We start from the raw sequence: 23,448 nt of genomic DNA on the forward strand, positions 1-23,448 counted from the left end.
CTATGTAATTAGAGGTAAATTCTTTTGTTTTAACCTATTATTCATTCCTTCAATCCCCTGTAAACCACCTGTATGAATAGCAAGCACTTTAGCTTCTTTAGGAATAATACCTTTTTTAATCATATCAAATATCCCAAACATCATTTTCCCTGTATATATTGGATCTAAAGGTATTTGAAACTTCGTCTTAAAATCATTAATAAACGTAACTAATTCTTCATTTATTTTGGCATATCCACCAAAATGATAATCCGGAATTAACTGCCAATTTTCTTGAGTTGCAAATTTAGCAATATCTTCTTTTAAAAAGTCACCTTTTAAAGCTGGAAATCCAAGAATTTTTTGATTTAAATTACTAGAATTAATTATTCCTGAAATGGTTCCTCCTGTTCCAACCGCACAACAAATAAAATCGAACTCATCATCTTCCTCTGTCAATATTTCTTGACATCCTTTTATTGCTAAATCGTTTGTACCTCCTTCTGGAACAATATAAGCTTCAGGATACTTTTCTTTTAAAGGTCTTAAAAAATCGTCGGAAGCTTTATTTCTATATAACTCACGAGATACAAACTCAAAAGTCATACCACATGACTTAGCAAAACTTAAAGTAGGATTAGCATCTATTTTATCAAATAACTCTTCCCCTCTTATTATTCCAATGGTTTTAAAACCATATTCTTTTCCTGCTGAAGCTACCGCTGCAATATGATTAGAAAAAGCACCTCCAAAAGTAATTAGCGAGGTAAAATTAAGAGATTTTGCTTCAATTAAATTATACTTTAACTTTCTAAATTTATTACCAGAAATGTATTGATGATTCAAATAATCAGGCTTTATAAACACTTGATTATCAACAAGAACATTACTTTTATCTGGAATTTCAATCATTTTATCGATAATAAAAACATAATATAATTATGTTAAAAAATTAACATATATTTAAAATAGTTATGCAATGATATAAAAATATCATGCTTTTAACTAAAAGCCTCTCTATTTATCCAGAATTTATCTTCGCTTATATTAAAGCTAATATATGATTAGAAGATTACTATTTGTTTTATTTACTTTTTTTAGCTGCTCAATTTCGTTTACTCAAACTAATGACTGCAACAATAATGCTAGTGGTGAATTAACAGTTGGAAACACTTGTAATTTCACAACAATGGATTCTAATAATAATACTAATTATTGGGATGGAGCTACAGGATGTTCTGCTTCTGATAATGACGATGTATGGGCTTGGTTTACTGCTACAAGCACAACAACAACAATAACTTATAGCCCTCCAAACAATAGAGATGCAATCCTTACATTATTTTCGGGCGCTTGTGATCCAAATATGACGAGTCTAGATTGCTCTAACATTGGAGGTAATGGTGTTGATGAAACTATAGTTTATTCAACCAATATAGGAGTTATTTATAGAATTAGAGTACAAAGAAATGGAAGTAACAATGACATGAATGGAGGAGAAATATGTATATTTTCCCCATCATATTGTATTCCTGTTGGCACAAGCACCCTTGATTATATAGATGATTTCTCAACAACAGGAGGAATAACTAATATTACGAATAATAATTCTGGATTCTCAACAAATGGTTATGGTGATTTTACTGCTTTAAGTGTTGAACAAGTAGCTGGAGGAACAATAAACTTTAGTGGTTCATTTGAAAATTACACTTATGGTTGTGGAATATGGGTAGACTGGAACAATGATTTTGACTTTGATGACCCAGGAGAACAAATGTATAATTCCGCAGCATATATAGACAATGCTAATGACAGTTTTATAGTTCCTTTAACAGCATTAGCAGGAGATTATAGAATGCGTATTTTAATAGACTATTATGAAGCATCACCTGATCCATGTACAATAGATCCTTTTGGTCCTGATGGAGAAGCTGAGGATTACACCTTAACAGTGACTGTAGTAAATTGTACTGACGACCCTTCTAATATTACAGTTAATAGTATTACAGAAACTACCGCAACCTTAAATTGGACTGCAGCATCTCCTGAACCAACAAGTGGATATTCTTATTATGTATCTACAAACAATAATACTCCTAACTTTAACGAGACACCAACAGGCACTACTGCATTTGGTATAACTACTGCAAATTTAACAGGACTAACTCAAGACACTACCTATTATGTTTGGGTAAGGTCAAATTGCGGCGCAACTGATGGTGAAGGTTATTGGATTGGACCAGTATCTTTTACAACAGATCCAGAACCACCTGTAACTACTGACATCACCATTTGTCAAGGAGGTACCGGAGAGCTTGAAGCTACAGGTCCTTGTAATGCTAGCATAAACATTGGCAATACTATTAACGGAAATCTTGATGCTGCAACAGACCCAATAGCTATCCAACCACAAATTTTTATTGTAGATGCAGATGGTTGTGATTTTGATGACACCGGAGATACAGCCAATTATACAACTCTTGATTTTCAAGTTTCAGTCACTGGCACCTATTCTTTTGAATCTGTTGCTCCTAACTTTGACGCAATGGGCTACATAGTAACAGGTGCTTTTACTCCAGGGTCTTGTGCTACGGGAACTTGGATTACTGGTGATGATGATAGTGGACCAGGCTTAAATGCTATTTTAACAGCTAATCTTACTGCTGGTGTAACTTATACATTTATAACAACTGCATTTGGTTTTGCAGATATCACAGTAACCGAAGCTTACACTTGGAACATGACTGGTCCAGGAACCTTAACTACATCTGGAGCAGGAGACATAGAATGGTATACAGCTCCAACTGGTGGAACATCAATTGCAACTGGGTCTCCTTTCAATCCAGTAGGTGTTACTGGATCTGGTTTAACAGATACAAATACTACTGGTACATGGACCTATTATACCGCTTGTTCTGGAAACCCTTCTGTTAGAACTCCAGCAGATTTCACTATTAATCAAGCTCCTACTGGAACAATTTCTGGAAGCGGAAGTACATGTGATGCTAGTACTACGATAACAATAACATTAACAGGCAACCAACCTTGGGATGTTACATATACAGATGGTAGCAATACCACAACTGTAAATGGTATTACATCATCTCCATATACTTTTAACGTTTCTCCCTCTAACCCAACAACATATACTATTACTAGTATAGATGATATAGACTGTAGTGCTCCAGCAGGAAATATTACAGGAAGCGCAATAATCACTGGAGACAAAACATGGACTGGAGCTATTGACACCGATTGGAGCAATGATAATAACTGGACTCCTATTGGTGCGCCTACTGTAGCAAATTGTGTTGTAATTCCTGATACTGGAGGTAACAATCCTAAAATTTCCTTATCAGATCCATTACCTCCATTACCTCCTCAACCATACCATGCACTAGCTAAAAACTTAACTATTGAAGCTAATGCTTCTTTAGAGATTGAATCTGAAAACTCAATAACTGTTACAGATTGGATAAATATAAATACTGGAGGCAATTTTGAAATAGCTGATGACGCAAGTTTAGTTCAAATAAATAATGTTGCAAACTCTGGTATAGTAGATGTTGGTCGAACTACTCAACCTATCTATGCTTTAGATTACACTTACTGGAGTTCTCCTGTTACTTTAGGCTCTAACTACAAACTAAATACATTATCTCCAAATACAGCAAATGATGGTTTTTACGCTTGGACTTCAACTGTTTCTAATGGAGCAGGAAGTTGGCAATGGGTAGATCCTTTAAGTACAGATATGATTCCTGCTAAAGGCTATATAGTAAGAGCACCTAGTAATTACAGTCAAAACCCAGCAACTACCACTCCTTTTTCCGGAACATTTATTGGAACTCCAACAAATGGAGACGTATCAATTCCAATTGCTGTAGGAACTGATGCCAACATTGGTACAAGTGTTGGCGGCTCAATAATTACTGCTGATGACGACCAATGGAACCTAATTGGTAACCCATATCCTTCAGCTATAGATATTACTTTGTTTTTAAATCATGCCACTAATGTCCCTTTAGTTGATGGTACTATTTATGTTTGGACACATAACACACCTCCAAACAATTCTGAACCAGACCCTTTCTATGGTGACTATGGCTACAACTATACAGCAAGTGATTATGCTAGTATTAATTATTTAGGAGCAACTAACACAGCAGCTACTGGAGGGCAAACACCAACACAATACATTGCTTCTGGTCAATCCTTTTTTATACTTGGACTCGCTAATGGTAGCGCTTTGTTTAATAACTCTATGCGAGTTACTGGAGAAAACTCTAATTTCTTTAGATTAAATAATGAAAATAACACTCATAGATTTTGGTTAAACTTAAGTAATAATAATGGTGGGTTTAGCCAAATATTAGTTGGTTATTCACCTCAAGCTACACTAAATTGGGATAGAGGTTATGATGGACTAGCATTTGGAGGAAATGCGGTAAACTTATACTCAATTATACCCGAAAAGATATTATGCATACAAGGTAGACCCACACCATTTGATATTAATGATGAAGTTCCTTTAGGGTTTAATGCTACAGAACAAGGCACCTATACTATTGGTATAGATCATTTTGATGGTTTATTTGATAATCAAACTATATATTTAGAAGATACCTATACTAACTTCACACATGATTTAAACTCTGCGCCATACAGTTTTACTACTAACGCAGGTACTTTTGACAATCGGTTTATAATTAGATATACAAATGATACTTTAGGCATTTCGGAAAATGAATTAGACGATAACCTCAGCATTATCGCAACAAATAATTTTATTAAAATCAACTCAAAGAACAACAGTATAAGCGACATTAATATTTATGATGTTGCCGGAAGAAGAATTGTTCAAGTAAACAATTTAAACACATTTGAATTTAAAACAGAAAATTTAAGACCTACTTATGGTACACTTATAGTTAGTGTTACTTTAGATAATGATCTTACGTATTCTAAAAAAGTAGTTTATTAACTTTTACATATATTTTAAAAAGCTAAAAAAAGATCTTGATTTTATATAATTAAGGTCTTTTTCGTTTACATACGCTTCCCTTTCAAATGAAATATTTCTGTAAGCTAATCTGTGATTTTTACAATCAATAAATCTAATTAAATACTCTAAAAAATACCATATATAAAAAGGCAATACTAATAATTCCATCTGTTGTTGTAAATGTATTTTTTCGTGGTTTATCAATATCTTACTTGTTTTTAAAGATTTAAACTTTAAAAATATAAATGGGAAAAACGTAAGCCCCAAATAACCTTTTGGCACCAAAAACTTAGAAACTAAAATCATAAATTATATAAAACAAAAATCAATCCAAATTACATTATCTTTGTCACTATATGAAAAAGATCATCCCAATAGAAGAAGGAGATTATTATTTAACACCTGAAGGATATCGTTGTTTCACTGAACAATACCACTTAAAAAGAGGCTATTGTTGCGAAAGTGGTTGTAGACACTGCCCTTATGGTTACGACAAAAAAACTAACACTCAAAAAACAAACTAGTGCATACAGAAGTATTAAATTTTAAAGAGCAAATTCTTGAAGGTATTCCAAACGAGTTACCTCAAGCAAAACCATTCAACCCAGAAATAAATCATGCGCCAAAACGTAAAGAAATATTATCTGATGAGGAAAAAAAATTAGCTTTAAAAAATGCATTGAGGTATTTTGATAAAAAACACCACGCTACCCTAATTCCTGAATTCAAAAATGAATTAGAGACTTATGGACGTATATACATGTATAGACTTAGACCAGATTACAAAATGTATGCACGACCAATTGATGAGTACCCAGCTAATTCTAAGCAAGCAGCAGCTATTATGCTTATGATTCAAAACAATCTAGACTATGCTGTCGCGCAACATCCACATGAGTTAATTACTTATGGTGGAAATGGAGCTGTGTTTTCAAATTGGGCTCAATATAGGCTTACGATGAAGTACTTAGCAGAAATGAGTGATGAGCAAACATTAGTAATGTACTCTGGACATCCTATGGGATTATTTCCATCGCATAAAGATGCACCACGTGTTGTAGTAACCAACGGAATGATGATTCCAAACTATTCGCAGCCTGATGACTGGGAGAAATTTAATGCCTTAGGAGTCACTCAATATGGACAAATGACAGCTGGAAGCTATATGTATATTGGCCCTCAAGGAATTGTTCATGGCACAACAATTACTGTTTTAAATGGTTTTAGAAAAATTAAAAAAAGCCCTAAAGGTCATGTTTTTGTAACTTCTGGTTTGGGTGGAATGTCTGGAGCACAACCAAAAGCTGGGAACATTGCTGGTTGTATTACAGTTTGTGCTGAAGTGAATCCAAAAATTACACAAGTACGCTTAGACCAAGGATGGATTGATGAAAAAATTACTGATTTAGATGAATTAGTTGTAAGAGTAACTAAAGCTAAAGCAAATCAAGAAACTATATCAATAGCTTATTTAGGAAACATTGTTGATGTTTGGGAAAAGTTTGATGAAGAAAGCATACAAATAGATTTAGGTAGTGATCAAACATCACTTCACAATCCTTGGGCTGGAGGTTATTATCCAGTTGGATTATCGTTTGATGATGCTAATGAAATGATGGCAAATAATCCTGAATTATTCAAAGAAAAAGTACAAGCATCTTTACGTCGTCATGCAACAGCCATAAATAAGCACACAGCTAAAGGCACTTACTTTTTTGATTATGGTAATGCCTTTTTACTTGAAGCTTCTAGAGCTGGTGCTGATGTGATGGCAGACAACCCAGCACTTGGTAGAGAATTTAAATACCCAAGTTATGTACAAGATATAATGGGACCTATGTGTTTTGATTATGGGTTTGGCCCTTTTAGATGGGTTTGTACATCAGGAAAACCTGAAGATTTAGCAAAAACAGATGCTATAGCCTGTCAAATTCTTGAAGAAATTAAACAAAATTCTCCTGAAGAGATACAGCAACAGATGTCTGATAATATTCAGTGGATAAAAGGTGCTCAAGAAAATAAATTAGTTGTTGGCTCACAAGCAAGAATTCTTTATGCAGATGCAGAAGGAAGAGCAAAAATTGCAAAAGCATTTAATGATGCCATTGCTAATGGAGATATTGGCTATGTAGTACTTGGTAGAGATCACCATGATGTATCTGGAACTGATTCACCATACCGAGAAACTTCAAATATTTATGATGGCTCAAGATTTACAGCAGACATGGCTATTCATAACGTTATTGGAGATAGTTTTAGAGGCGCTACCTGGGTAAGTATTCACAATGGTGGAGGCGTTGGCTGGGGAGAAGTTATGAACGGAGGATTTGGTATGGTTCTTGATGGTAGTTTAGACGCAGAAAGACGCTTAAAATCAATGTTATTTTGGGATGTCAATAATGGTATTGCTAGACGTAGTTGGGCTAGAAATGAAGAAGCTGTTTTTGCAATAAAACGTGCGATGGAAATAGAGCCTAATTTAAAAGTAACATTACCAAACACAGTAGATGAAGACTTATTAAACTCGTTATAACCACTAACAAAAAATTTAAAAGCAATGAAAAAGTTAATTATCTTATTACCATTAGCAATGTTGTTTTTAGTCACTTCTTGCTCGTCTGTAAGAGTTGCGGCTGATTATGATAAAAATGCCAATTTCAATTCATATAAAACCTTTGCATTTTACAAAACTGGGATTGATAAAGCTGAGATTAGCGATTTAGATAAACGAAGAATATTAAGAGCTATCGAAGCAGAGTTATTTGCCAAAGGATATACAAAATCTGAAAATCCAGATATTTTAGTGAGCATTTTCACAAAAGAAAGAGAAAAGATTAATGTTTACAATAATGGTTTTGGACCTTATGGATATGGTTGGGGATGGAGTCCTTGGTACTGGAATAACAACTATAGTGTTTCTAGCTCTACAGAAGGCACCTTATATGTCGATCTTATTGATGCGAAGAAAAAAGAATTAGTATGGCAAGGTATGGGAAGTGGCTATATATCTCAAAACATGAAAAAAAAGGAAGAACGCATTAAAGAGTTTGTATCAAAAATTATGGAGAAGTATCCTCCAGGAATTTCACAATAAACATAACTAAAAAAGCAACCAGAAGGTTGCTTTTTTTTGTATTAAAACACCCAGTTTTTATAACTCGAAGACGCTTCAAGTGTTTCTTCTAATTCATCCTCTAAAGCAGAAAAAAAGTCTATTCCTGTTAAGTTTTCAATGGTATCTACAGGAACTACAAAGCTTGTTAAAGCATTATTAGACGCTACATGTTCCATTAAAAATGCTATCATTTTTGGATTGCCATTATTATAATCCATTACCACTTTATAGAAATAATACGGAACAGCAACTTCTTCTTCTCCTATCGTTTTCAACTCTCCCTTTAAAACTCCTCCAGTTACCACATAAACACCATCGTACTTATTAGCCCAATAACGCACTTTTTGCTCTAGGGAATTCCATATACCTGAATTAAAATCATGTGTTTGCGGAGAAATATTACTAGTTAAAAAAGTTTCATCATGAGCTTCTTTACTATACTTTCTATCTCCAGCTGGACACAAATGTCCTTTATCATAACCAGACTTTTTATAATTCTTCCAATGTGCTGCTTTTGTTTTTACAGCTGAATCTATTTCAAAATAAGGTCTTTTATAATTTGTCTTTGACAAATGTGTTTTCTTTAATTCGTAAGCAACCCATTCGGCTTGCTCATACTTTTCGTTATACGACAACGAATAGCCTTCATGATGAACAACTTGTCCAGTTGTACTTGTTGGTAAGAAAAACTCTTTTGTATCTGGTTTAACTTGTGCGCCTTGATTAATGATTTGAGTTTCTTCTTTATCATTTAAATAAAATTCAAAAGCATAGACTCCTAAAATAATTACAACAGCTACAATTGAGTATAATGTTTTTTTATTCATCTTTAATTTTTAACATCTAAAGCATCTCTTAAAGTATTACCTATAAGCATAAACGCCATTACTAAACTCATAATGCATAACCCAGGAATAATTGCTAGATAAGGTTTACCAAGAATTATATAGTTATAATGATCTTTAATCATCGCTCCCCAACTTGCCATTGGCGGTTGTGCTCCAATACCTAAAAAACTTAAACCACTTTCTATTAAAATTGCAGCTGCAAAATTAGCAGCAGATATCACTATAACTGGCGCTAATATGTTTGGTAAAATATGTTTCAATATTATGCGTCCATCTGTGTATCCTAATGCGCGAGCAGCAGTAACATACTGCATTTCTTTTGCGCTTATTATTTGCCCTCTCACTACTCTAGCAACTTCAACCCACATAGTTAATCCTACTGCAATAAAAACTTGCCAAAATCCTTTTCCTAAAGCTAATGTAATTGCAATTACTAATAATAAAGTAGGGATTGACCATGTGACATTAATTAACCACATTATTACTGCGTCAATTTTCCCTCCATAATAACCAGCTATACTCCCAAATAAAATCCCAATTACTAACGAAATAAATACTGCTACAAACCCAATAAAAAAAGATATTCTTGCTCCAACCAATACTCTACTCAATAAGTCTCGTCCATATTTATCTGTCCCAAATACAAACGTCCTATTAGTTATAAAAGTTTCGGGATTTTCATCTTTAAAAACAGTTAATGCTATTGTTTTTGCTTGACCTTGCAAACCATCGGAAGCATATTCAGTATAGGTTAATTCATTGTCGTTAATTTGATATTTTGAAATAGGGATTTCGGTATCGTTTGTTTTTACACCAAAAAATATTTTATCTAAAACACCTTGTGCTATACTATTTTGAGAAGGTATTGTTAACATTTGCACTTTAAAACCAGGTTTTTGAGAATGAATACTCAAGTGCATTTGATTTGCATATTGAGAATTGTCTGGCGAAATTACATATGCGAAAATTGAAATAAGTCCAACTACTACAATAAACCAAAAACTTAAAACGCCCCAAAAGTTTTTCTTAAACTTTTGGAGCGCTAAACTCGTTAATGAGTTATTATTTTTACTCATTTATTATTCTTTAATTGTAGAAGCTACCTTTTTTATACTATAAGACATTTTTAAGTCACTAAGCACATTTAAAGCTTCTTCTACATAAACATCTTTACTCAAATTAGTATGCCAACGTTCTCTTCTAGACTTTAAAATTGTGTCATTTTCCATTAATTTCAATTCATATGGCAAAGAGTTAAACGTTAAATTAGTTTTATAATCAGAAATCTTATCAAAACGTTTTGCTTCTTCTTCGTTAAGCTCTAATTTCTTTTTATAATCATTATAGTTTAATGAATATAAGTTTTCATCTCTAATCTTCTTAATCCATCTAGCGTTTTCATCAATAAGTTTTAATTGATCACTATTCGCCATTCGCTCTTTACTTTTACTAATAGTAGTATCATAATCAAAATAACTATCCCAAAGCGTATATTTTGCCGAATCTATTTGATCCCAAGGTAATGGATTGTCTTGATTTTTTTCACCTATATCAATATAACTGTATCTATCTGGAACTACAACATCACTTTTAACTCCTTCTAATTGCACAGAACCTCCATTAATTCTATAATACTTTTGTATAGTGTACTTTAATGCTCCTAAATCTCCATTAGTATTATTTCTCACAAATCGATTAAGGTCAATAAACGTTTGAACTGTTCCTTTACCAAAAGTTTGTTTACTTCCAATTACTATTCCTCTTTTATAATCTTGCATTGCAGCTGCTAAAATCTCTGAAGCTGATGCTGAAAACTCATCAACTAACACTACTAATGGTCCATCCCAAACTATAGATCTATCTCTATCTCTATATACTGATGCTGGTTCTCCAGTAGTACGAACCTGTACAATTGGTCCTTCTTTAATAAACAAACCAGCCATATCTACTACAGTTTTAAGAAAACCTCCTCCGTTTCCTCTTAAGTCCAAAACTAAACCTTCCATTCCTTCAGCCTTTAAACGCTCAATTTCCTTTTTTATATCACTGGCTGCATTACGCTTATTATAATCTTCTGCATCAGCATAAAAACCTGGTAAATTAATCACTCCAAATGTTTTGTCATTTTTCTTTACAACAGACGATTTAGCATATGTTTCTTCTAATTCAATAACATCTCTTGGTATTGATAAATCTTCAATAGTACCATCTACTTTTTTTAGCGTAAGAATTACATTAGTTCCTTTTGGACCCTTAATATACTTTACAGCATCATCTGTACGCATTCCCACAACGCTTACTGCTTCTTCTTCATCTTCTTGTCTTACTTTTAAGATAATGTCACCAGCTTCTAATTTATTTTGTCTCCATGCAGAACCTCCAGAAATAAGCTCAATGATTGTTATATTTTGTCCTTTCTTTTGAAGTCTTGCTCCAATACCTTCGTACTTTCCAGACATTTGTACATCAAAATCTTCTTTCGCTTTTGGAGCAAAATAATAAGTATGAGGATCAAACTCTCTAGCAATAGTATTGATGTAAACAGATACTAATTCTTGTCGTTCTCTATCTTGAATAAAATCGTATAAATCATCCATTAATTTTAAAGTCATTTCTCTTGCCTCAACTTCTATTTCAGCATCAGACTTCACTACATAATCCTTATTATCTTTTATTTCTCTTTCTTGCTCAGAAATTAAATCATGGTAATTAGCTATCGCAGAAAACTTAAGTTGTTTTCTCCAACGCTCTTTCATTTCCTTTTTACTCTTCACATACCCTTTATTTTCGTAGTCAGCATCATAATCCTCCTCTTTCGAAAAATCAAAAGGTGTTTCTAATATGTCTTTGTAAATAGCTTTAGCTTCATCAATTCTAACTAAAAGCTTATCATAAGTTAGGTTGAAAAAAGCCAAATCATACTCTAATACTTGATTGTCTATCTCATTTTTATATGCTTCAAACACTTCTATATCTGATTCATAAAAATACCTTTTATAAGGGTCAATTTGTGTCATATAGTCGTTAAACACATTCGAAGAAAAATCATCATTAATATCTTTAGGATCAAAATGCCCTTCTTCCAAAACATAAGACACTAACTGCACTAATAACTTGTCTTTGTCAGAATCTTCAAAAGATTTAGCTGTAAAACTACATGAAGCAAATGCTAATAATAGAATTAGCATTAATATGTTATAATTCCTTTTCATTTATATCTATTCTTTTTCTTTATTAAAATTTCATCTAAATTAAAGAAAAAATTATGCCAATATTAATGTTAGGCTACTAATTTTTTGTTAAACGCTTTAAAATACATATTTCAAGGTGAATTTACTTACTTTTGCATTTGAAAAGTCATGAATCTAAAAATGAAGAAAAAACCTTTAATATTAGTCACTAACGACGATGGCATTACTGCTCCAGGTATTAGAACGCTTATAAAAGTAATGAATTCTATTGGCGATGTTGTTGTTGTAGCGCCAGATAGCCCTCAAAGCGGAATGGGACATGCAATTACAGTTAATGACACATTATACGTTAGGAAGGAAACCATCGACAATGGACCTCAAGCAGAATATAGCACTTCAGGAACACCTGCTGACTGTGTAAAACTTGCTAGACATGAAATTTTAGATCGCGTTCCAGATTTATGTGTTTCTGGAATAAATCATGGATCTAACTCATCTATAAATGTAATTTATTCTGGTACGATGAGTGCAGCTATTGAAGCTGGTATTGAAGGGATTCCTGCTATTGGATTTTCTTTATGCGATTATAGCTGGCAAGCTAACTTTAAACCTTTTGAAACCTACATAAAAACTATCACTGAAAATGTTTTAAACAATGGACTCCCAAAGGGCATTGTATTGAATGTTAACTTCCCTAAAGTTGAAAATTCGGATGTAAAAGGTATTAAAGTATGTAGGCAAGCAAAAGCTAATTGGGTGGAGGAATTTGACAAACGACAAAATCCACATGGAAAAGATTATTACTGGCTTACTGGAAAATTTGTAAATTTAGATAGTGGTGAAGACACTGATGAATGGGCTTTAGAACAAGGATATATTTCGGTAGTTCCTGTTCAATTTGATTTAACAGCTCACCAAATTATAAAAGAATTAAACTCTTGGTCATTTAATGAATAGAAAAGAATTATTAATAGGAATTATTGTTGGTGTAATAGCTAACGCTATTGGAGTAGTTATAGCTGCTACTATATTAGGTCAACTATCTGGACGTTCTGATGGGTTTATGACAGTTATAGAAGCAGCACAATCTGAAAATTTCATTGGAAAACTAGTTAGTTTAGGTGCAATTTTAAACCTAATTTGTTTCTTTTACTTTTTAAGAAAAAAGAAAGATCATAGAGCTGGTGGAGTTTTACTTGCAACAGTTTTAATAGCTGTTTTTACCTTAATTATTAGATTATAATATGAAGTACTATATAATTGCAGGAGAAGCCTCTGGCGATTTACATGGCTCAAATTTAATGAAAGCATTACTTGAGAAAGATGCAAATGCTGAGTTTAGATTTTGGGGAGGAGATCTTATGCAAAATGTTGGAGGTACTTTAGTAAAACATTATCGTGATTTAGCCTTTATGGGGTTTATTGAGGTAGTTATGAATTTAAGAACTATCACTAAAAATCTTTCTTTTTGCAAACAAGATATTGAAGCATATAATCCAGACTGTATCATATTTATAGATTATCCAGGTTTTAACTTAAGGATTGCTAAATGGGCTAAACCTAAAGGCTACAAAACACATTATTACATTTCGCCTCAAATTTGGGCATGGAAAGAAAACAGAATTCATGATATTAAGCGAGATGTAGATAGTATGTATGTTATACTACCTTTTGAAAAGGATTTTTATCAAAATAAACACAATTTTCCTGTAAACTTTGTTGGACATCCTTTAATAGATGCTATAGCAGATAGAAAGCAAATTGATGAAGATACTTTTAGACAAGAATACAATTTAAATGAAAAACCAATAATTGCCTTGTTACCTGGAAGTAGAAAACAAGAGATAAAAAAAATGCTTTCTATAATGCTTTCAATTATTGATGATTTCCCAGATTATCAATTCGTAATTGCAGGTGCACCAAGTCAAGACTATAGTTTTTACAAGCAGTTTATCACCAACCCAAATGTAAACTTTGTTAGCAATATTACATATGACTTATTAAGTGTTTCAACCGCTGCTTTGGTAACTTCTGGAACTGCAACTTTAGAAACAGCTCTTTTTAAAGTCCCAGAAGTAGTTTGTTACAAGGGAAGTTGGTTATCATACCAAATTGGTAAACGTTTAGTAAAACATATTAAATACATATCGTTGGTTAATTTAATAATGGACGAAGAAGTAGTGACAGAATTAATTCAAAATGACTTTAACTCTAAAAGGCTAAAAATTGAATTAAACAAAATCTTAAATGATTATGAGCGTACAAAATTCTTTATTAGCTATTACGAATTGGAACAAAAACTTGGAGGAAAAGGAGCAAGTAACAATGTTGCTAACCTAATACTTAAAGCCCTAAATTAGCCCTAAATTTTATGCGTAACATAATTTATGTACTCATTATTCTTATAAGCTTCTCTTCGTGTAAATCTACAAAAAGAGCTAAAGTCACAACCAAAAAAGAGCGTGTAAAAAATTCGAAAACAAACGAAAGTAAAATTCCTCCTGTTTCTACCAAAATTGTAAAAAACGCACAATATTATAGTGGCACTCGATATAAGTATGGAGGTAACAGCAAAAAAGGAATGGATTGTTCTGGCTTAGTTTATGTTTCTTTTCAAAAAGAAAACATTAGTACTCCAAGAACCACTAAAGAACTATCTAAAACTGGTACTTGGATTGATTTAAAAAAAGTAAAAAAAGGTGATTTACTCTTTTTTGCCACTAAAAAGAATAGCAGAAAAATCAACCACGTAGGTATCGTAACATCTACTAAAAATGGAGTTAAGTTTATACATGCCAGCACAAGCAGAGGTGTCATAACATCCTCACTAACTGAACGTTATTGGTATTTCGCTTTTGTACAAGCAAGAAGATTATTGTAAGATTTTAATTATCTTACATATGTGAAATTGCTCAACTTCTCAATAATTAAACTTACAATTGCACTTATTATTGGTGTATTAATTGGTTATTACTATTCCTTCAGTATAAATATATCACTAAGCTTAACACTGCTATTTTCAGTTAGCTTTATAGGATTACATTTTTATAGTATTAATAAGCTAAAACGATTTCCTTTATTAGATATATTAGTAATTTCGACTATAGTTTGCATTGGAATATTAAATACTACATTACATAAACAATCAAATTTTAATAATCATTATAGTTATTTAGACATTTCTACCAATGAATCAAACTACACAATAGATTTCAGGGTTAGAGAAGTATTAAAACCTGGTAATTATTACAATAAATACGTCATTAATATTTTAAAAGTAAATGACTCTATTGTAACAGGAAAAACACTTTTAAATGTAAAAAAAGACAGTACAATTCCTTCTCTAAAAGTTGATAACATTTACTATACTAAAACACAATTTAAATCACTAATTCATCCTTTAAATCCTCATCAATTTGATTATAAGGAATATTTAAGAAAACAACATATCTACCATCAATTATTTGTTTCTAATAACGAACTCTTATTACAAAACACAGACAAGCACACCATTTTTGGCTATGCTGCTGCTTTAAGAGAAAATATTAACTCAAAACTAAAAGCATATAACTTTAAAGAAAGTGAACTAGCTATTATTAATGCTTTACTTTTAGGACAAAGACAAGATATTTCTAAAGAAATATATAATAGCTACACCAAAGCTGGAGCCATACATATTTTAGCTGTTTCTGGGCTACATGTTGGTATTATTCTCTTTTTATTAAACTATCTATTAAAACCTATTGAATATTTTAAAAAAGGATATCTAATAAAGTTAATACTAACATTAATTTTCATGTGGTCTTACGCTGTTATTGCTGGACTGTCTGCTTCAGTAGTAAGAGCAGTAACCATGTTTAGTGTTTTTGCTTTTGCTATGCACTTAAAAAGAAAAACTAATGTTTATAATACCTTAGCTATTTCAATTTTTATACTTCTACTCTTTAAACCAAATTTTCTATTTGATGTAGGATTTCAACTTAGTTATCTCGCTGTATTGGCTATTATTATAATACAACCAATGCTTTACAACCTTTACAAGCCTAAATTTAAGGTTATTGATTTCTTTTGGAAAATATTTACTGTAACCATAGCGGCACAATTTGGCATTATTCCTATAAGCTTATATTATTTCCATCAATTCCCTGGGCTGTTTGTAATTTCTAATCTTGTCATTATACCTTGTTTAAGCATTATTTTAGGTGCTGGTATTTTGCTTATTGTTTTATCCTTAATAAACGCATTACCAACACTATTTGCAGAAGCATATGGCTTTATTATTTCTACCATGAATAACTTTGTAAGTTGGATATCTGAACAAGAAACGTATTTATTTCAAAACATTTCTTTTAGTTTAACACAAGTAATTCTTAGTTATATTGTAATAATATCCGGAATAGCCTGCATTAAAACTAAAACCTATAAAAGCACACTTATTTTCTTTATTAGCATAATTATATTTCAAGGTTATTTTATGTCTTTAAAATTTAAAACAGATAATAGTTTTGTTGTATTTCATAAAAGCAGATATACAATTATTGGACAAAAACTAAACAACAAACTAATTATTAATCATAACATCGAAAAAATTGAAAATGAAAAGCTATTGACAAACTATAAAATAGGAGAACACATTGACACTATTAATTACAACACAATTAAAAACCTGTATACTATTAATAATATTAAAATACTTGTAATAGATAGTTTGGGTATTTATAATATTAAATCTATTAAGCCAAACATCATTTTATTACGTGACTCACCAAAACTAAATCTAAATCGAGTAATTGACTCTTTACAACCAGAATTAATAATTAGTGATGGTAGTAATTACAAAAGCTATCAGGAACGTTGGAAAGAAACTTGTAGAATAAAAAAACTCCCTTTTCACCAAACGAGCAAAAAGGGAGCCTTCGTAATTAGCTATTAAAATACTTTATTGTTGAAATTCTGGTTTAAAAGCTTTGTAATAATTATTAAACGCCTCTTGTGTTTTCATGTCTTTATGATCGTCGTTCTTAAATAACTTTAAATACAATTCTAAGTCTTGCGGTTTTTTATAACCTCTTACTGGTGTTAAAAACTCAGCATTTTCATCTAAAAAGACTATTGTAGGATACGCTTGTACCTTAAAATAACTTGCTAATTGATGCGGACTATTTCTGCGATTAGCTAATGCTGGATTATAATTTGGATTTGTAAACAAACGTCCTTTATAATTCACCTCATCGTTACCTTGCGCATTAAACTTAACTGCATAATAATGCTTGTTTACATACTTAACAACATCTTTATTTTGAAACGTATTTTTATCTAACATTTTACATGGACCACACCAAACTGTGTACATATCTACCATGATTTTTCTTGGTTCTTTTTTTTGCAATTCTAAGGCTTCTTCAAAAGTAACCCAGTTTATCTTTTGAGCAGATGTAATATTAACTGCTAAAAAGAATAGTAATAGTAATCCTATATTTTTCATATCAATTATTTTCCTGTATTAATCGTAATAATATACAATTCATAACAAATAGTATTCCTAAAATATAAAAAACGCTCCATAAATGGAGCGTTTTACGTTTATTTTAACGATTTATTCGATTATCTAACACCATGCATTAGTTTCTTTAACAATGGGTGAAGTGCAAATGCAACTAACCCTAAAACAACTGGCACTATAGTGAATATTAAAAAGAAATAAGATAAGCCACTCTCATTCGTAATCTTCTCAATATCTCCTCCAACATAATGAGCCATTTTATTTCCAATAGCAATAGCTAAATAATATACTCCAAACATAAAGGCAACCATACGTGCTGGTACAAGTTTACTTAAATAAGACAATCCCATTGGTGACAAACAAAGTTCACCTAAAGTATGGAATAAATAAGCTAACACTAACCATATCATACTTAATTTAGCTGTTTCAGCTCCTAATGGTACATTTCTAGTTGCAAAGGCTAAAAATCCAAAACCAATAGCCATAATAATTAAACCTAAACCATATTTAACAGAAGCTGGTGGATTGTATTTACTATCCCACCATTTAGTAAATAATGGCGCAAACATGATTATAAATAAAGAGTTTAAAATTGCAAACCAAGTAATTGGTACTTCAGCACTAGAATCACTAAATTCTATATATAATTTATAGATAACAATTGCCCAAACAATTAAGAAACTAACACCTAGCACAATATTTGACATGCTTATTCTACTAAATGTTTTTCTGAATAATGACAATAGCACGTAAGAAATAATACCTAACGGAATTACTGTCACTAATAAATCTATTATTTTAAATGTAAAAGCTGCATTACCCTCTAAAACTCTATCGGTAAAATCTCTAGTGTATAATGGTAACGATCCAGCAGCTTGTTCAAAGGCAGCCCAAAAGAAAATTGTAAAAATACAGAAGATTGTAAATGCAATCATTCTATCTCTTACAATTCGTTCGTATCTTGGAATTCTAACAACCAGGATAATAATAAATAATAAAGCTGCTAAAAGTGCAAAAAACAAAGAGTCTGTCATACCTGCAACTGTAAAGTTTAAAGTATTAATATTCCCTATTTTACTTAATGGATCATTTATAATAAAAATTAATGCTGATATTATAAACGCTCCAATTAACACATAATCTAAAGTTAAAAACTTATTTAGCTTTGTTTCAACATTAGCTTTAGTAGTTTCAACTTGGTCTACTAAAGTGTCAATTAAATCTTCTTGTTCATTATTTGGTTTAGAACCTATATTACCAAACAACGGTTGTGCTAAATAAAACTGAATCATACCAAGTAACATAAAGATACCTGCAAGACCGAATCCCCAAGACCATCCAATTTTTTCTCCAACCCATCCACATAACATGATTCCAATAAATGCACCAGCATTTACTCCCATGTAAAAGATGTTATATGCGCCATCTTTTTTATCGTCTTTTCCCTCATACATTTTAGAAATGATTGAAGTCATATTAGGCTTAAAAAAACCATTACCAACAATAAGTAACGCAATACCAATATATAAAAATGTTGGAGTTTCAACTGCCATAGCTGCGTGACCTAAGGTCATTAATAAAGCACCAATAACGACAGCCATTCTATAACCTATTTTATTATCTGCTAACCAACCACCAACAATAGGCGTTAGGTAAACAAACATTGCATAAGTACCAAGTAAAGATAATGCTGCCGACTTATCCCAACCCCATCCAGGGTTATCTCCAGCAATAGCACCAGTTAAAAATATTACTAAAATTGCACGCATTCCATAATATGAAAAACGCTCCCACATTTCAGTGAAAAACAGTACAAACAATCCAGCTGGATGCCCTAGTACTTTGTCTTTAAACATGTTTTCTACATCTGTATTCATCAGTATCTTTTTTATTGGTTATCAGCTAATTCAAATCCTTCAGCTTCCTCGTAGTTCATCTCTCTTTCGTCATCTTCAACACCATGAGTTAAAACCTCTAATTTCTTTCTAAATAGCATTACTAACAATCCAAATACAACACAAAATACTGCGATTCCTGTAAATACTGTAAACTCACCTAATTCAGATGCTGATTCACCTAATAAACCTGCTAGTTTATTTCCAAAACCTGTCATTGCAAAGTAAACTCCCATCATTAATGAAGCGTACTTTAATGGCGCTAATTTTGTAATATAAGATAACGCTACAGGTGAAATACAAAGCTCTCCAATAGTGTGGAATAAATAAGCTAGTACCAACCAATACATAGCAGAAGATCCAGTACTTTCAAATTCTGCTGAAGCAGCAGACATAAAGAAGAATCCAGTACCCATAATTATAAGCCCTAAAATCATTTTAAATAATGAAGTCGATAATTTTCCTTTTAACTTTCTACTTGCCCAATAAGCAGCTACTCCTGTTCCTAAGAAAATAATAAACATTGCATTAAGTGATTGGAACCAAGATGCTGGCACTTCCCAACCCATTAACATTCTGTTGGTGTTATCCATTGCATAAATATTCATCAATCCACCAGCTTGCTCAAAAGCTCCCCAGAAAACAATTACTAATAAAAATGAAATAAAAAGTACAACTATTCTATCCTTTTCTATTTTAGTTAATGGTTTATTCATTGCTTCTTTCTCAGCCTGATTTTCTGAAGCTCCTAAGAAATTACCAACATGCTTTAAGTGTTTTTGCCCAACAACATACTGAATTAAACCTGCAGCCATACCAATACCTGCTAAACCAAATCCATAATGCCATCCATAAACTTCACCTACGTATCCAACTATTAAACTTGATAAAAATGCACCTACATTAATACCAATATAAAAGATTGTAAATCCTTTATCTCTTCTAATATCTCCTTGCTTATACAAACCTCCAACCATAGTTGAAATATTAGGCTTTAACATACCAACTCCAGCAATAATTAAACCTAAACCAGAATAAAATGCCCACATCTCTTCTATAGCCAAAATACTATGTCCAGCAACTAATAGGATTCCTCCATATAGTACAGACTTCTTTTGTCCTAAAAATTTATCTGCTATCCAACCACCTGGAATCGACATTACATATACTAACATTGTATATGTTCCATATAATGATAATGCATCACCATTAGTCCATCCTAATCCTGCATTTTCACCAGTTGTTGTTGCAACTAAGTAAAGTACTAAAATTGCACGCATTCCATAATAAGAGAAACGTTCCCACATTTCTGTAAAGAACAACACGTACAATCCAACTGGATGTCCAAATAGTTCTTTTTGCTTTATTTCAGCTGTATTTGCCATAAGTCAATAATGTTTTATTTATTATTTATAGTTAGTTTATTGTTTGTATACAATTGATTAATAGCACTTTCATAAAAAAAGGAAAGGCTAAAGCTATTTCCTAGTTTTAATATGCGAAGAAAAAAGTGGCTTATTTTAAAATAAGTGCTATTCATTGTTGTTGCAATGTAAAAAAACACATTGATTATAGCAACCCTTTTTGCTTTTTAGCTCATAATTATAGATTAAAAACCTTAGATTTTAACATTTACCTTTATCTAATAACAAATAAAAAACTAGAATAGTATCTTTGCCTTTCGAATAACATTATATTCTATGAGTAAAGTAATATCTGGATTTTCTAGACTTGATAAATCACAAAAAATTAATTGGCTTGCCGAACATTATTTTAATGATTCTGATATAGCAAAATCAATTTTAAAACAATATTGGAATGAAGATGAAAAATTACAAAAGCTTCATGACGAGTTTATCGAAAACACTATCACTAATTATTACTTACCCCTTGGTATTGCACCAAACTTTTTAATCAATAATTCTGTTTATACCATACCTATGGCAATCGAAGAAAGTTCGGTTGTTGCTGCTGCTAGTAAAGCCGCTAAATTTTGGTATGATAGAGGAGGGTTTAAAACCAAAGTTATTTCTACTACCAAAATAGGACAAGTGCATTTTATGTACCATGGAAATCATGATCATTTAGTTAGCTTTTTTAAATCTGTAAAACCTCTATTACTCAAAGACGCTAAACCTTTAACTAAAAACATGGAAAAGCGTGGTGGTGGTATTTTAGATATTGAATTAAGGGATAAAACAAATGAAATTAATGGTTATTACCAATTACACGCAACTTTTGAAACCAAAGATGCTATGGGAGCCAATTTTATTAATTCTTGTTTAGAACAGTTTGCAAATACTTTTAATACTGAAGCTCAAAAATTTGATGATTTTTCTGAAACTGAAAAAGACATTCAAATAGTAATGAGTATTCTTTCTAACTATGTTCCAGAATGCTTAGTAAGAGCTGAAGTAAGCTGTAATGTTGAAGACTTAACCGAAAACGAAAACATCTCTCCTACTGAATTTGCTAATAAATTTATTCAAGCAGTTAATATTGCAGAAGTAGAACCATATAGAGCAGTAACTCACAATAAAGGCATTATGAATGGTATTGATGCTGTTGTATTAGCTACGGGAAATGACTTTCGTGCTGTTGAAGCTGGAGTTCACGCTTATGCGGCAAGAAATGGAAAGTACTCAAGCTTAACACATGCTAGTGTTGAAAATGGTGTTTTTAAATTTTGGATTGAAATTCCTTTAGCACTAGGAACTGTTGGTGGCTTAACGAGTTTACATCCTTTAGTAAAATTAGCATTAGAGATGTTAAATAAACCTAGTGCAGAAGAGCTAATGCAAATAGTTGCTGTTGCTGGATTAGCACAAAATTTTGCTGCGTTACGTTCTTTAACTACTACTGGAATACAGCAAGGACATATGAAAATGCACTTAATGAATATTCTTAATCAATTTGAAGCTACAGACTCTGAAAAAAATGCTCTTGTAGAGCATTTTAAAACAAATACTGTAACTCATAGTGCAGTTGTTAAAGCTATTGAAAATTTAAGGCGTTAATGGATACTTTTTACAGTCATGGAAAGCTACTTCTAACAGGAGAATATGTAGTGCTAGATGGTGTAAAAGCTTTGGCAATACCAACAAAATATGGTCAATTTTTAGAAGTAAATCCTATTGATAAAAATATTTTGATTTGGAAAAGTATCGATAATGAAGGTAACATTTGGTTTGAACATGCATTTAACCCAAATGATACTAATTATAACAATCCAATATCACAGCGAATAATTGAAATTATTAGCGCAGTTAAAACATTAAATTCAAAGTTTAATCCTTTTGGTTTTGAAGTCACTACTACACTAGAATTTCCACAAGATTGGGGACTAGGATCGTCATCAACTTTAATAAACAATATAGCTAATTGGGCAAATGTTGATGCTTTTAAGCTATTAGAACTTACTTTTGGAGGTAGTGGTTACGATATTGCTTGTGCGCAAAATAACACTCCAATTATCTATAGCACTAACAATAACACACCAGATGTTCAGCAGGTTATTTTCAACCCTAGTTTTATTGACAACCTTTATTTTATTCATCTTAACAAAAAACAAAACAGTAGAGAAGGCATTGCTCGATACAAACAAAACAGAGATAATAGCTCTCATACTTTTTCTAAGATAAATACCATTACAGAACAAATCTTAAATTGCACTAATTTAGATGAGTTTGAACAATTACTAACCTTACACGAAAACATTATAGCTAACATTATAAAACTTAAACCTGTTAAAGAAACAATGTTTCATGATTATGATGGTGCCATAAAAAGCTTAGGAGCTTGGGGAGGTGACTTTATAATTGCTACTGGAAATAATTTAGATACTGTAGCTAACTATTTTAAATCCAAAGGTTACCATACTATAATCCCGTATAAAGACATGATTATATAAAT

18 protein-coding genes are annotated in these 23,448 nt (G+C 31.8%); 11 read left to right on the forward strand and 7 right to left on the reverse strand.

The window, feature by feature from the left end:
- Nucleotides 1-891, reverse strand: a complete 891-nt coding sequence (locus ACLII3_RS03265) for a 1-aminocyclopropane-1-carboxylate deaminase/D-cysteine desulfhydrase (protein WP_412986450.1) — start codon at nt 889-891, stop codon at nt 1-3.
- A 148-nt stretch (nt 892-1,039) separates the two neighbouring features.
- Here ACLII3_RS03265 and ACLII3_RS03270 point away from each other — a divergent pair, with 148 nt between their 5' ends.
- The 4 genes from ACLII3_RS03270 to ACLII3_RS03285 all read left to right on the forward strand — a co-directional run bounded on the left by ACLII3_RS03270 (nt 1,040) and on the right by ACLII3_RS03285 (nt 8,078).
- Nucleotides 1,040-4,963: a GEVED domain-containing protein gene (locus ACLII3_RS03270; RefSeq protein WP_412986452.1), complete on the forward strand. Its 3,924-nt coding sequence runs from the start codon at nt 1,040-1,042 to the stop codon at nt 4,961-4,963.
- Between the two features lie 377 nt (nt 4,964-5,340).
- On the forward strand, nt 5,341-5,508 hold the full coding sequence (locus ACLII3_RS03275; RefSeq protein ID WP_412986454.1) for a DUF5522 domain-containing protein: 168 nt from the start codon (nt 5,341-5,343) through the stop codon (nt 5,506-5,508).
- Entirely contained in the window at nt 5,508-7,517 is a 2,010-nt protein-coding gene (locus tag ACLII3_RS03280; RefSeq protein ID WP_412986456.1) for a urocanate hydratase, read from the forward strand. Before ACLII3_RS03275 ends, ACLII3_RS03280 begins: the two co-directional genes overlap by 1 nt.
- Nucleotides 7,518-7,541: 24 nt before the next feature.
- Nucleotides 7,542-8,078, forward strand: coding sequence for a DUF4136 domain-containing protein (locus ACLII3_RS03285; protein ID WP_412986457.1), 537 nt, complete (start codon nt 7,542-7,544; stop codon nt 8,076-8,078).
- A gap of 41 nt (nt 8,079-8,119) precedes the next feature.
- Here the strand turns inward: ACLII3_RS03285 and ACLII3_RS03290 are convergent, their stop codons facing one another.
- Genes ACLII3_RS03290 through ACLII3_RS03300 form a run of 3 tightly spaced genes read right to left on the reverse strand, consistent with a single transcriptional unit; the run spans nt 8,120 to nt 12,159 of the window.
- Entirely contained in the window at nt 8,120-8,926 is an 807-nt protein-coding gene (locus ACLII3_RS03290) for a DNA/RNA non-specific endonuclease (protein WP_412986458.1), read from the reverse strand.
- Between the two features lie 2 nt (nt 8,927-8,928).
- Nucleotides 8,929-10,023, reverse strand: a complete 1,095-nt coding sequence (locus tag ACLII3_RS03295; protein WP_412986459.1) for an ABC transporter permease — start codon at nt 10,021-10,023, stop codon at nt 8,929-8,931.
- A gap of 3 nt (nt 10,024-10,026) precedes the next feature.
- Nucleotides 10,027-12,159 (reverse strand): carboxy terminal-processing peptidase, encoded by a 2,133-nt coding sequence (locus tag ACLII3_RS03300; protein WP_412986460.1) that lies wholly within the window; start codon nt 12,157-12,159, stop codon nt 10,027-10,029.
- Nucleotides 12,160-12,318: 159 nt separating this feature from the next.
- Between ACLII3_RS03300 and surE the strand changes: the two genes are divergently transcribed.
- The 5 genes from surE to ACLII3_RS03325 are packed head-to-tail and all read left to right on the forward strand — an operon-like array spanning nt 12,319 to nt 17,071.
- On the forward strand, nt 12,319-13,095 hold the full coding sequence (surE, locus tag ACLII3_RS03305) for a 5'/3'-nucleotidase SurE (RefSeq protein ID WP_412986462.1): 777 nt from the start codon (nt 12,319-12,321) through the stop codon (nt 13,093-13,095).
- A complete protein-coding gene (locus ACLII3_RS03310) occupies nt 13,088-13,381 on the forward strand; it encodes a hypothetical protein (protein WP_412986463.1) in 294 nt (97 codons plus the stop codon). Before surE ends, ACLII3_RS03310 begins: the two co-directional genes overlap by 8 nt.
- Nucleotide 13,382: 1 nt before the next feature.
- The gene (lpxB, locus tag ACLII3_RS03315; RefSeq protein ID WP_412986465.1) at nt 13,383-14,498 is read left to right on the forward strand and encodes a lipid-A-disaccharide synthase; all 1,116 of its coding nucleotides are present in this window, start codon (nt 13,383-13,385) and stop codon (nt 14,496-14,498) included.
- Nucleotides 14,499-14,509: 11 nt separating this feature from the next.
- A complete protein-coding gene (locus ACLII3_RS03320) occupies nt 14,510-15,019 on the forward strand; it encodes a C40 family peptidase (RefSeq protein ID WP_412986467.1) in 510 nt (169 codons plus the stop codon).
- A gap of 21 nt (nt 15,020-15,040) precedes the next feature.
- The gene (locus ACLII3_RS03325; RefSeq protein ID WP_412986469.1) at nt 15,041-17,071 is read left to right on the forward strand and encodes a ComEC/Rec2 family competence protein; all 2,031 of its coding nucleotides are present in this window, start codon (nt 15,041-15,043) and stop codon (nt 17,069-17,071) included.
- A gap of 6 nt (nt 17,072-17,077) precedes the next feature.
- Here ACLII3_RS03325 and ACLII3_RS03330 read toward each other — a convergent pair whose 3' ends face one another.
- The 3 genes from ACLII3_RS03330 to ACLII3_RS03340 all read right to left on the reverse strand — a co-directional run bounded on the left by ACLII3_RS03330 (nt 17,078) and on the right by ACLII3_RS03340 (nt 20,921).
- Nucleotides 17,078-17,623, reverse strand: coding sequence for a thioredoxin family protein (locus tag ACLII3_RS03330; RefSeq protein WP_412986471.1), 546 nt, complete (start codon nt 17,621-17,623; stop codon nt 17,078-17,080).
- A 119-nt stretch (nt 17,624-17,742) separates the two neighbouring features.
- On the reverse strand, nt 17,743-19,518 hold the full coding sequence (locus tag ACLII3_RS03335; RefSeq protein WP_412986472.1) for a peptide MFS transporter: 1,776 nt from the start codon (nt 19,516-19,518) through the stop codon (nt 17,743-17,745).
- 11 nt (nt 19,519-19,529) lie between these two features.
- Complete coding sequence (locus tag ACLII3_RS03340) at nt 19,530-20,921, reverse strand: peptide MFS transporter (RefSeq protein WP_412986473.1); 1,392 nt, start codon at nt 20,919-20,921, stop codon at nt 19,530-19,532.
- Nucleotides 20,922-21,236: 315 nt separating this feature from the next.
- On the opposite strand from ACLII3_RS03340, the gene ACLII3_RS03345 reads away from it, so the two are divergent.
- On the forward strand, nt 21,237-22,553 hold the full coding sequence (locus ACLII3_RS03345) for a hydroxymethylglutaryl-CoA reductase, degradative (RefSeq protein WP_412986474.1): 1,317 nt from the start codon (nt 21,237-21,239) through the stop codon (nt 22,551-22,553).
- A complete protein-coding gene (locus ACLII3_RS03350; RefSeq protein WP_412986475.1) occupies nt 22,553-23,446 on the forward strand; it encodes a GYDIA family GHMP kinase in 894 nt (297 codons plus the stop codon). Before ACLII3_RS03345 ends, ACLII3_RS03350 begins: the two co-directional genes overlap by 1 nt.
- Nucleotides 23,447-23,448: the final 2 nt, after the last annotated feature.

It is taken from the genome of Pontimicrobium sp. IMCC45349, assembly GCF_047219225.1.
In the GTDB taxonomy this organism is placed as follows: Bacteria; Bacteroidota; Bacteroidia; order Flavobacteriales; family Flavobacteriaceae; genus IMCC45349.

Bases quoted from the DNA above. Each gene is read 5' to 3' on its own strand.
- ACLII3_RS03340 (WP_412986473.1), bottom strand. From the start codon at position 20,921: ATGGCAAATACAGCTGAAATAAAGCAAAAAGAACTATTTGGACATCCA.
- ACLII3_RS03265 (WP_412986450.1), bottom strand. From the start codon at position 891: ATGATTGAAATTCCAGATAAAAGTAATGTTCTTGTTGATAATCAAGTG.
- ACLII3_RS03275 (WP_412986454.1), top strand. From the start codon at position 5,341: ATGAAAAAGATCATCCCAATAGAAGAAGGAGATTATTATTTAACACCT.
- ACLII3_RS03335 (WP_412986472.1), bottom strand. From the start codon at position 19,518: ATGAATACAGATGTAGAAAACATGTTTAAAGACAAAGTACTAGGGCAT.
- surE (WP_412986462.1), top strand. From the start codon at position 12,319: ATGAAGAAAAAACCTTTAATATTAGTCACTAACGACGATGGCATTACT.
- ACLII3_RS03345 (WP_412986474.1), top strand. From the start codon at position 21,237: ATGAGTAAAGTAATATCTGGATTTTCTAGACTTGATAAATCACAAAAA.
- ACLII3_RS03295 (WP_412986459.1), bottom strand. From the start codon at position 10,023: ATGAGTAAAAATAATAACTCATTAACGAGTTTAGCGCTCCAAAAGTTT.
- ACLII3_RS03350 (WP_412986475.1), top strand. From the start codon at position 22,553: ATGGATACTTTTTACAGTCATGGAAAGCTACTTCTAACAGGAGAATAT.
- lpxB (WP_412986465.1), top strand. From the start codon at position 13,383: ATGAAGTACTATATAATTGCAGGAGAAGCCTCTGGCGATTTACATGGC.
- ACLII3_RS03300 (WP_412986460.1), bottom strand. From the start codon at position 12,159: ATGAAAAGGAATTATAACATATTAATGCTAATTCTATTATTAGCATTT.
- ACLII3_RS03310 (WP_412986463.1), top strand. From the start codon at position 13,088: ATGAATAGAAAAGAATTATTAATAGGAATTATTGTTGGTGTAATAGCT.
- ACLII3_RS03270 (WP_412986452.1), top strand. From the start codon at position 1,040: ATGATTAGAAGATTACTATTTGTTTTATTTACTTTTTTTAGCTGCTCA.
- ACLII3_RS03330 (WP_412986471.1), bottom strand. From the start codon at position 17,623: ATGAAAAATATAGGATTACTATTACTATTCTTTTTAGCAGTTAATATT.
- ACLII3_RS03320 (WP_412986467.1), top strand. From the start codon at position 14,510: ATGCGTAACATAATTTATGTACTCATTATTCTTATAAGCTTCTCTTCG.
- ACLII3_RS03290 (WP_412986458.1), bottom strand. From the start codon at position 8,926: ATGAATAAAAAAACATTATACTCAATTGTAGCTGTTGTAATTATTTTA.
- ACLII3_RS03285 (WP_412986457.1), top strand. From the start codon at position 7,542: ATGAAAAAGTTAATTATCTTATTACCATTAGCAATGTTGTTTTTAGTC.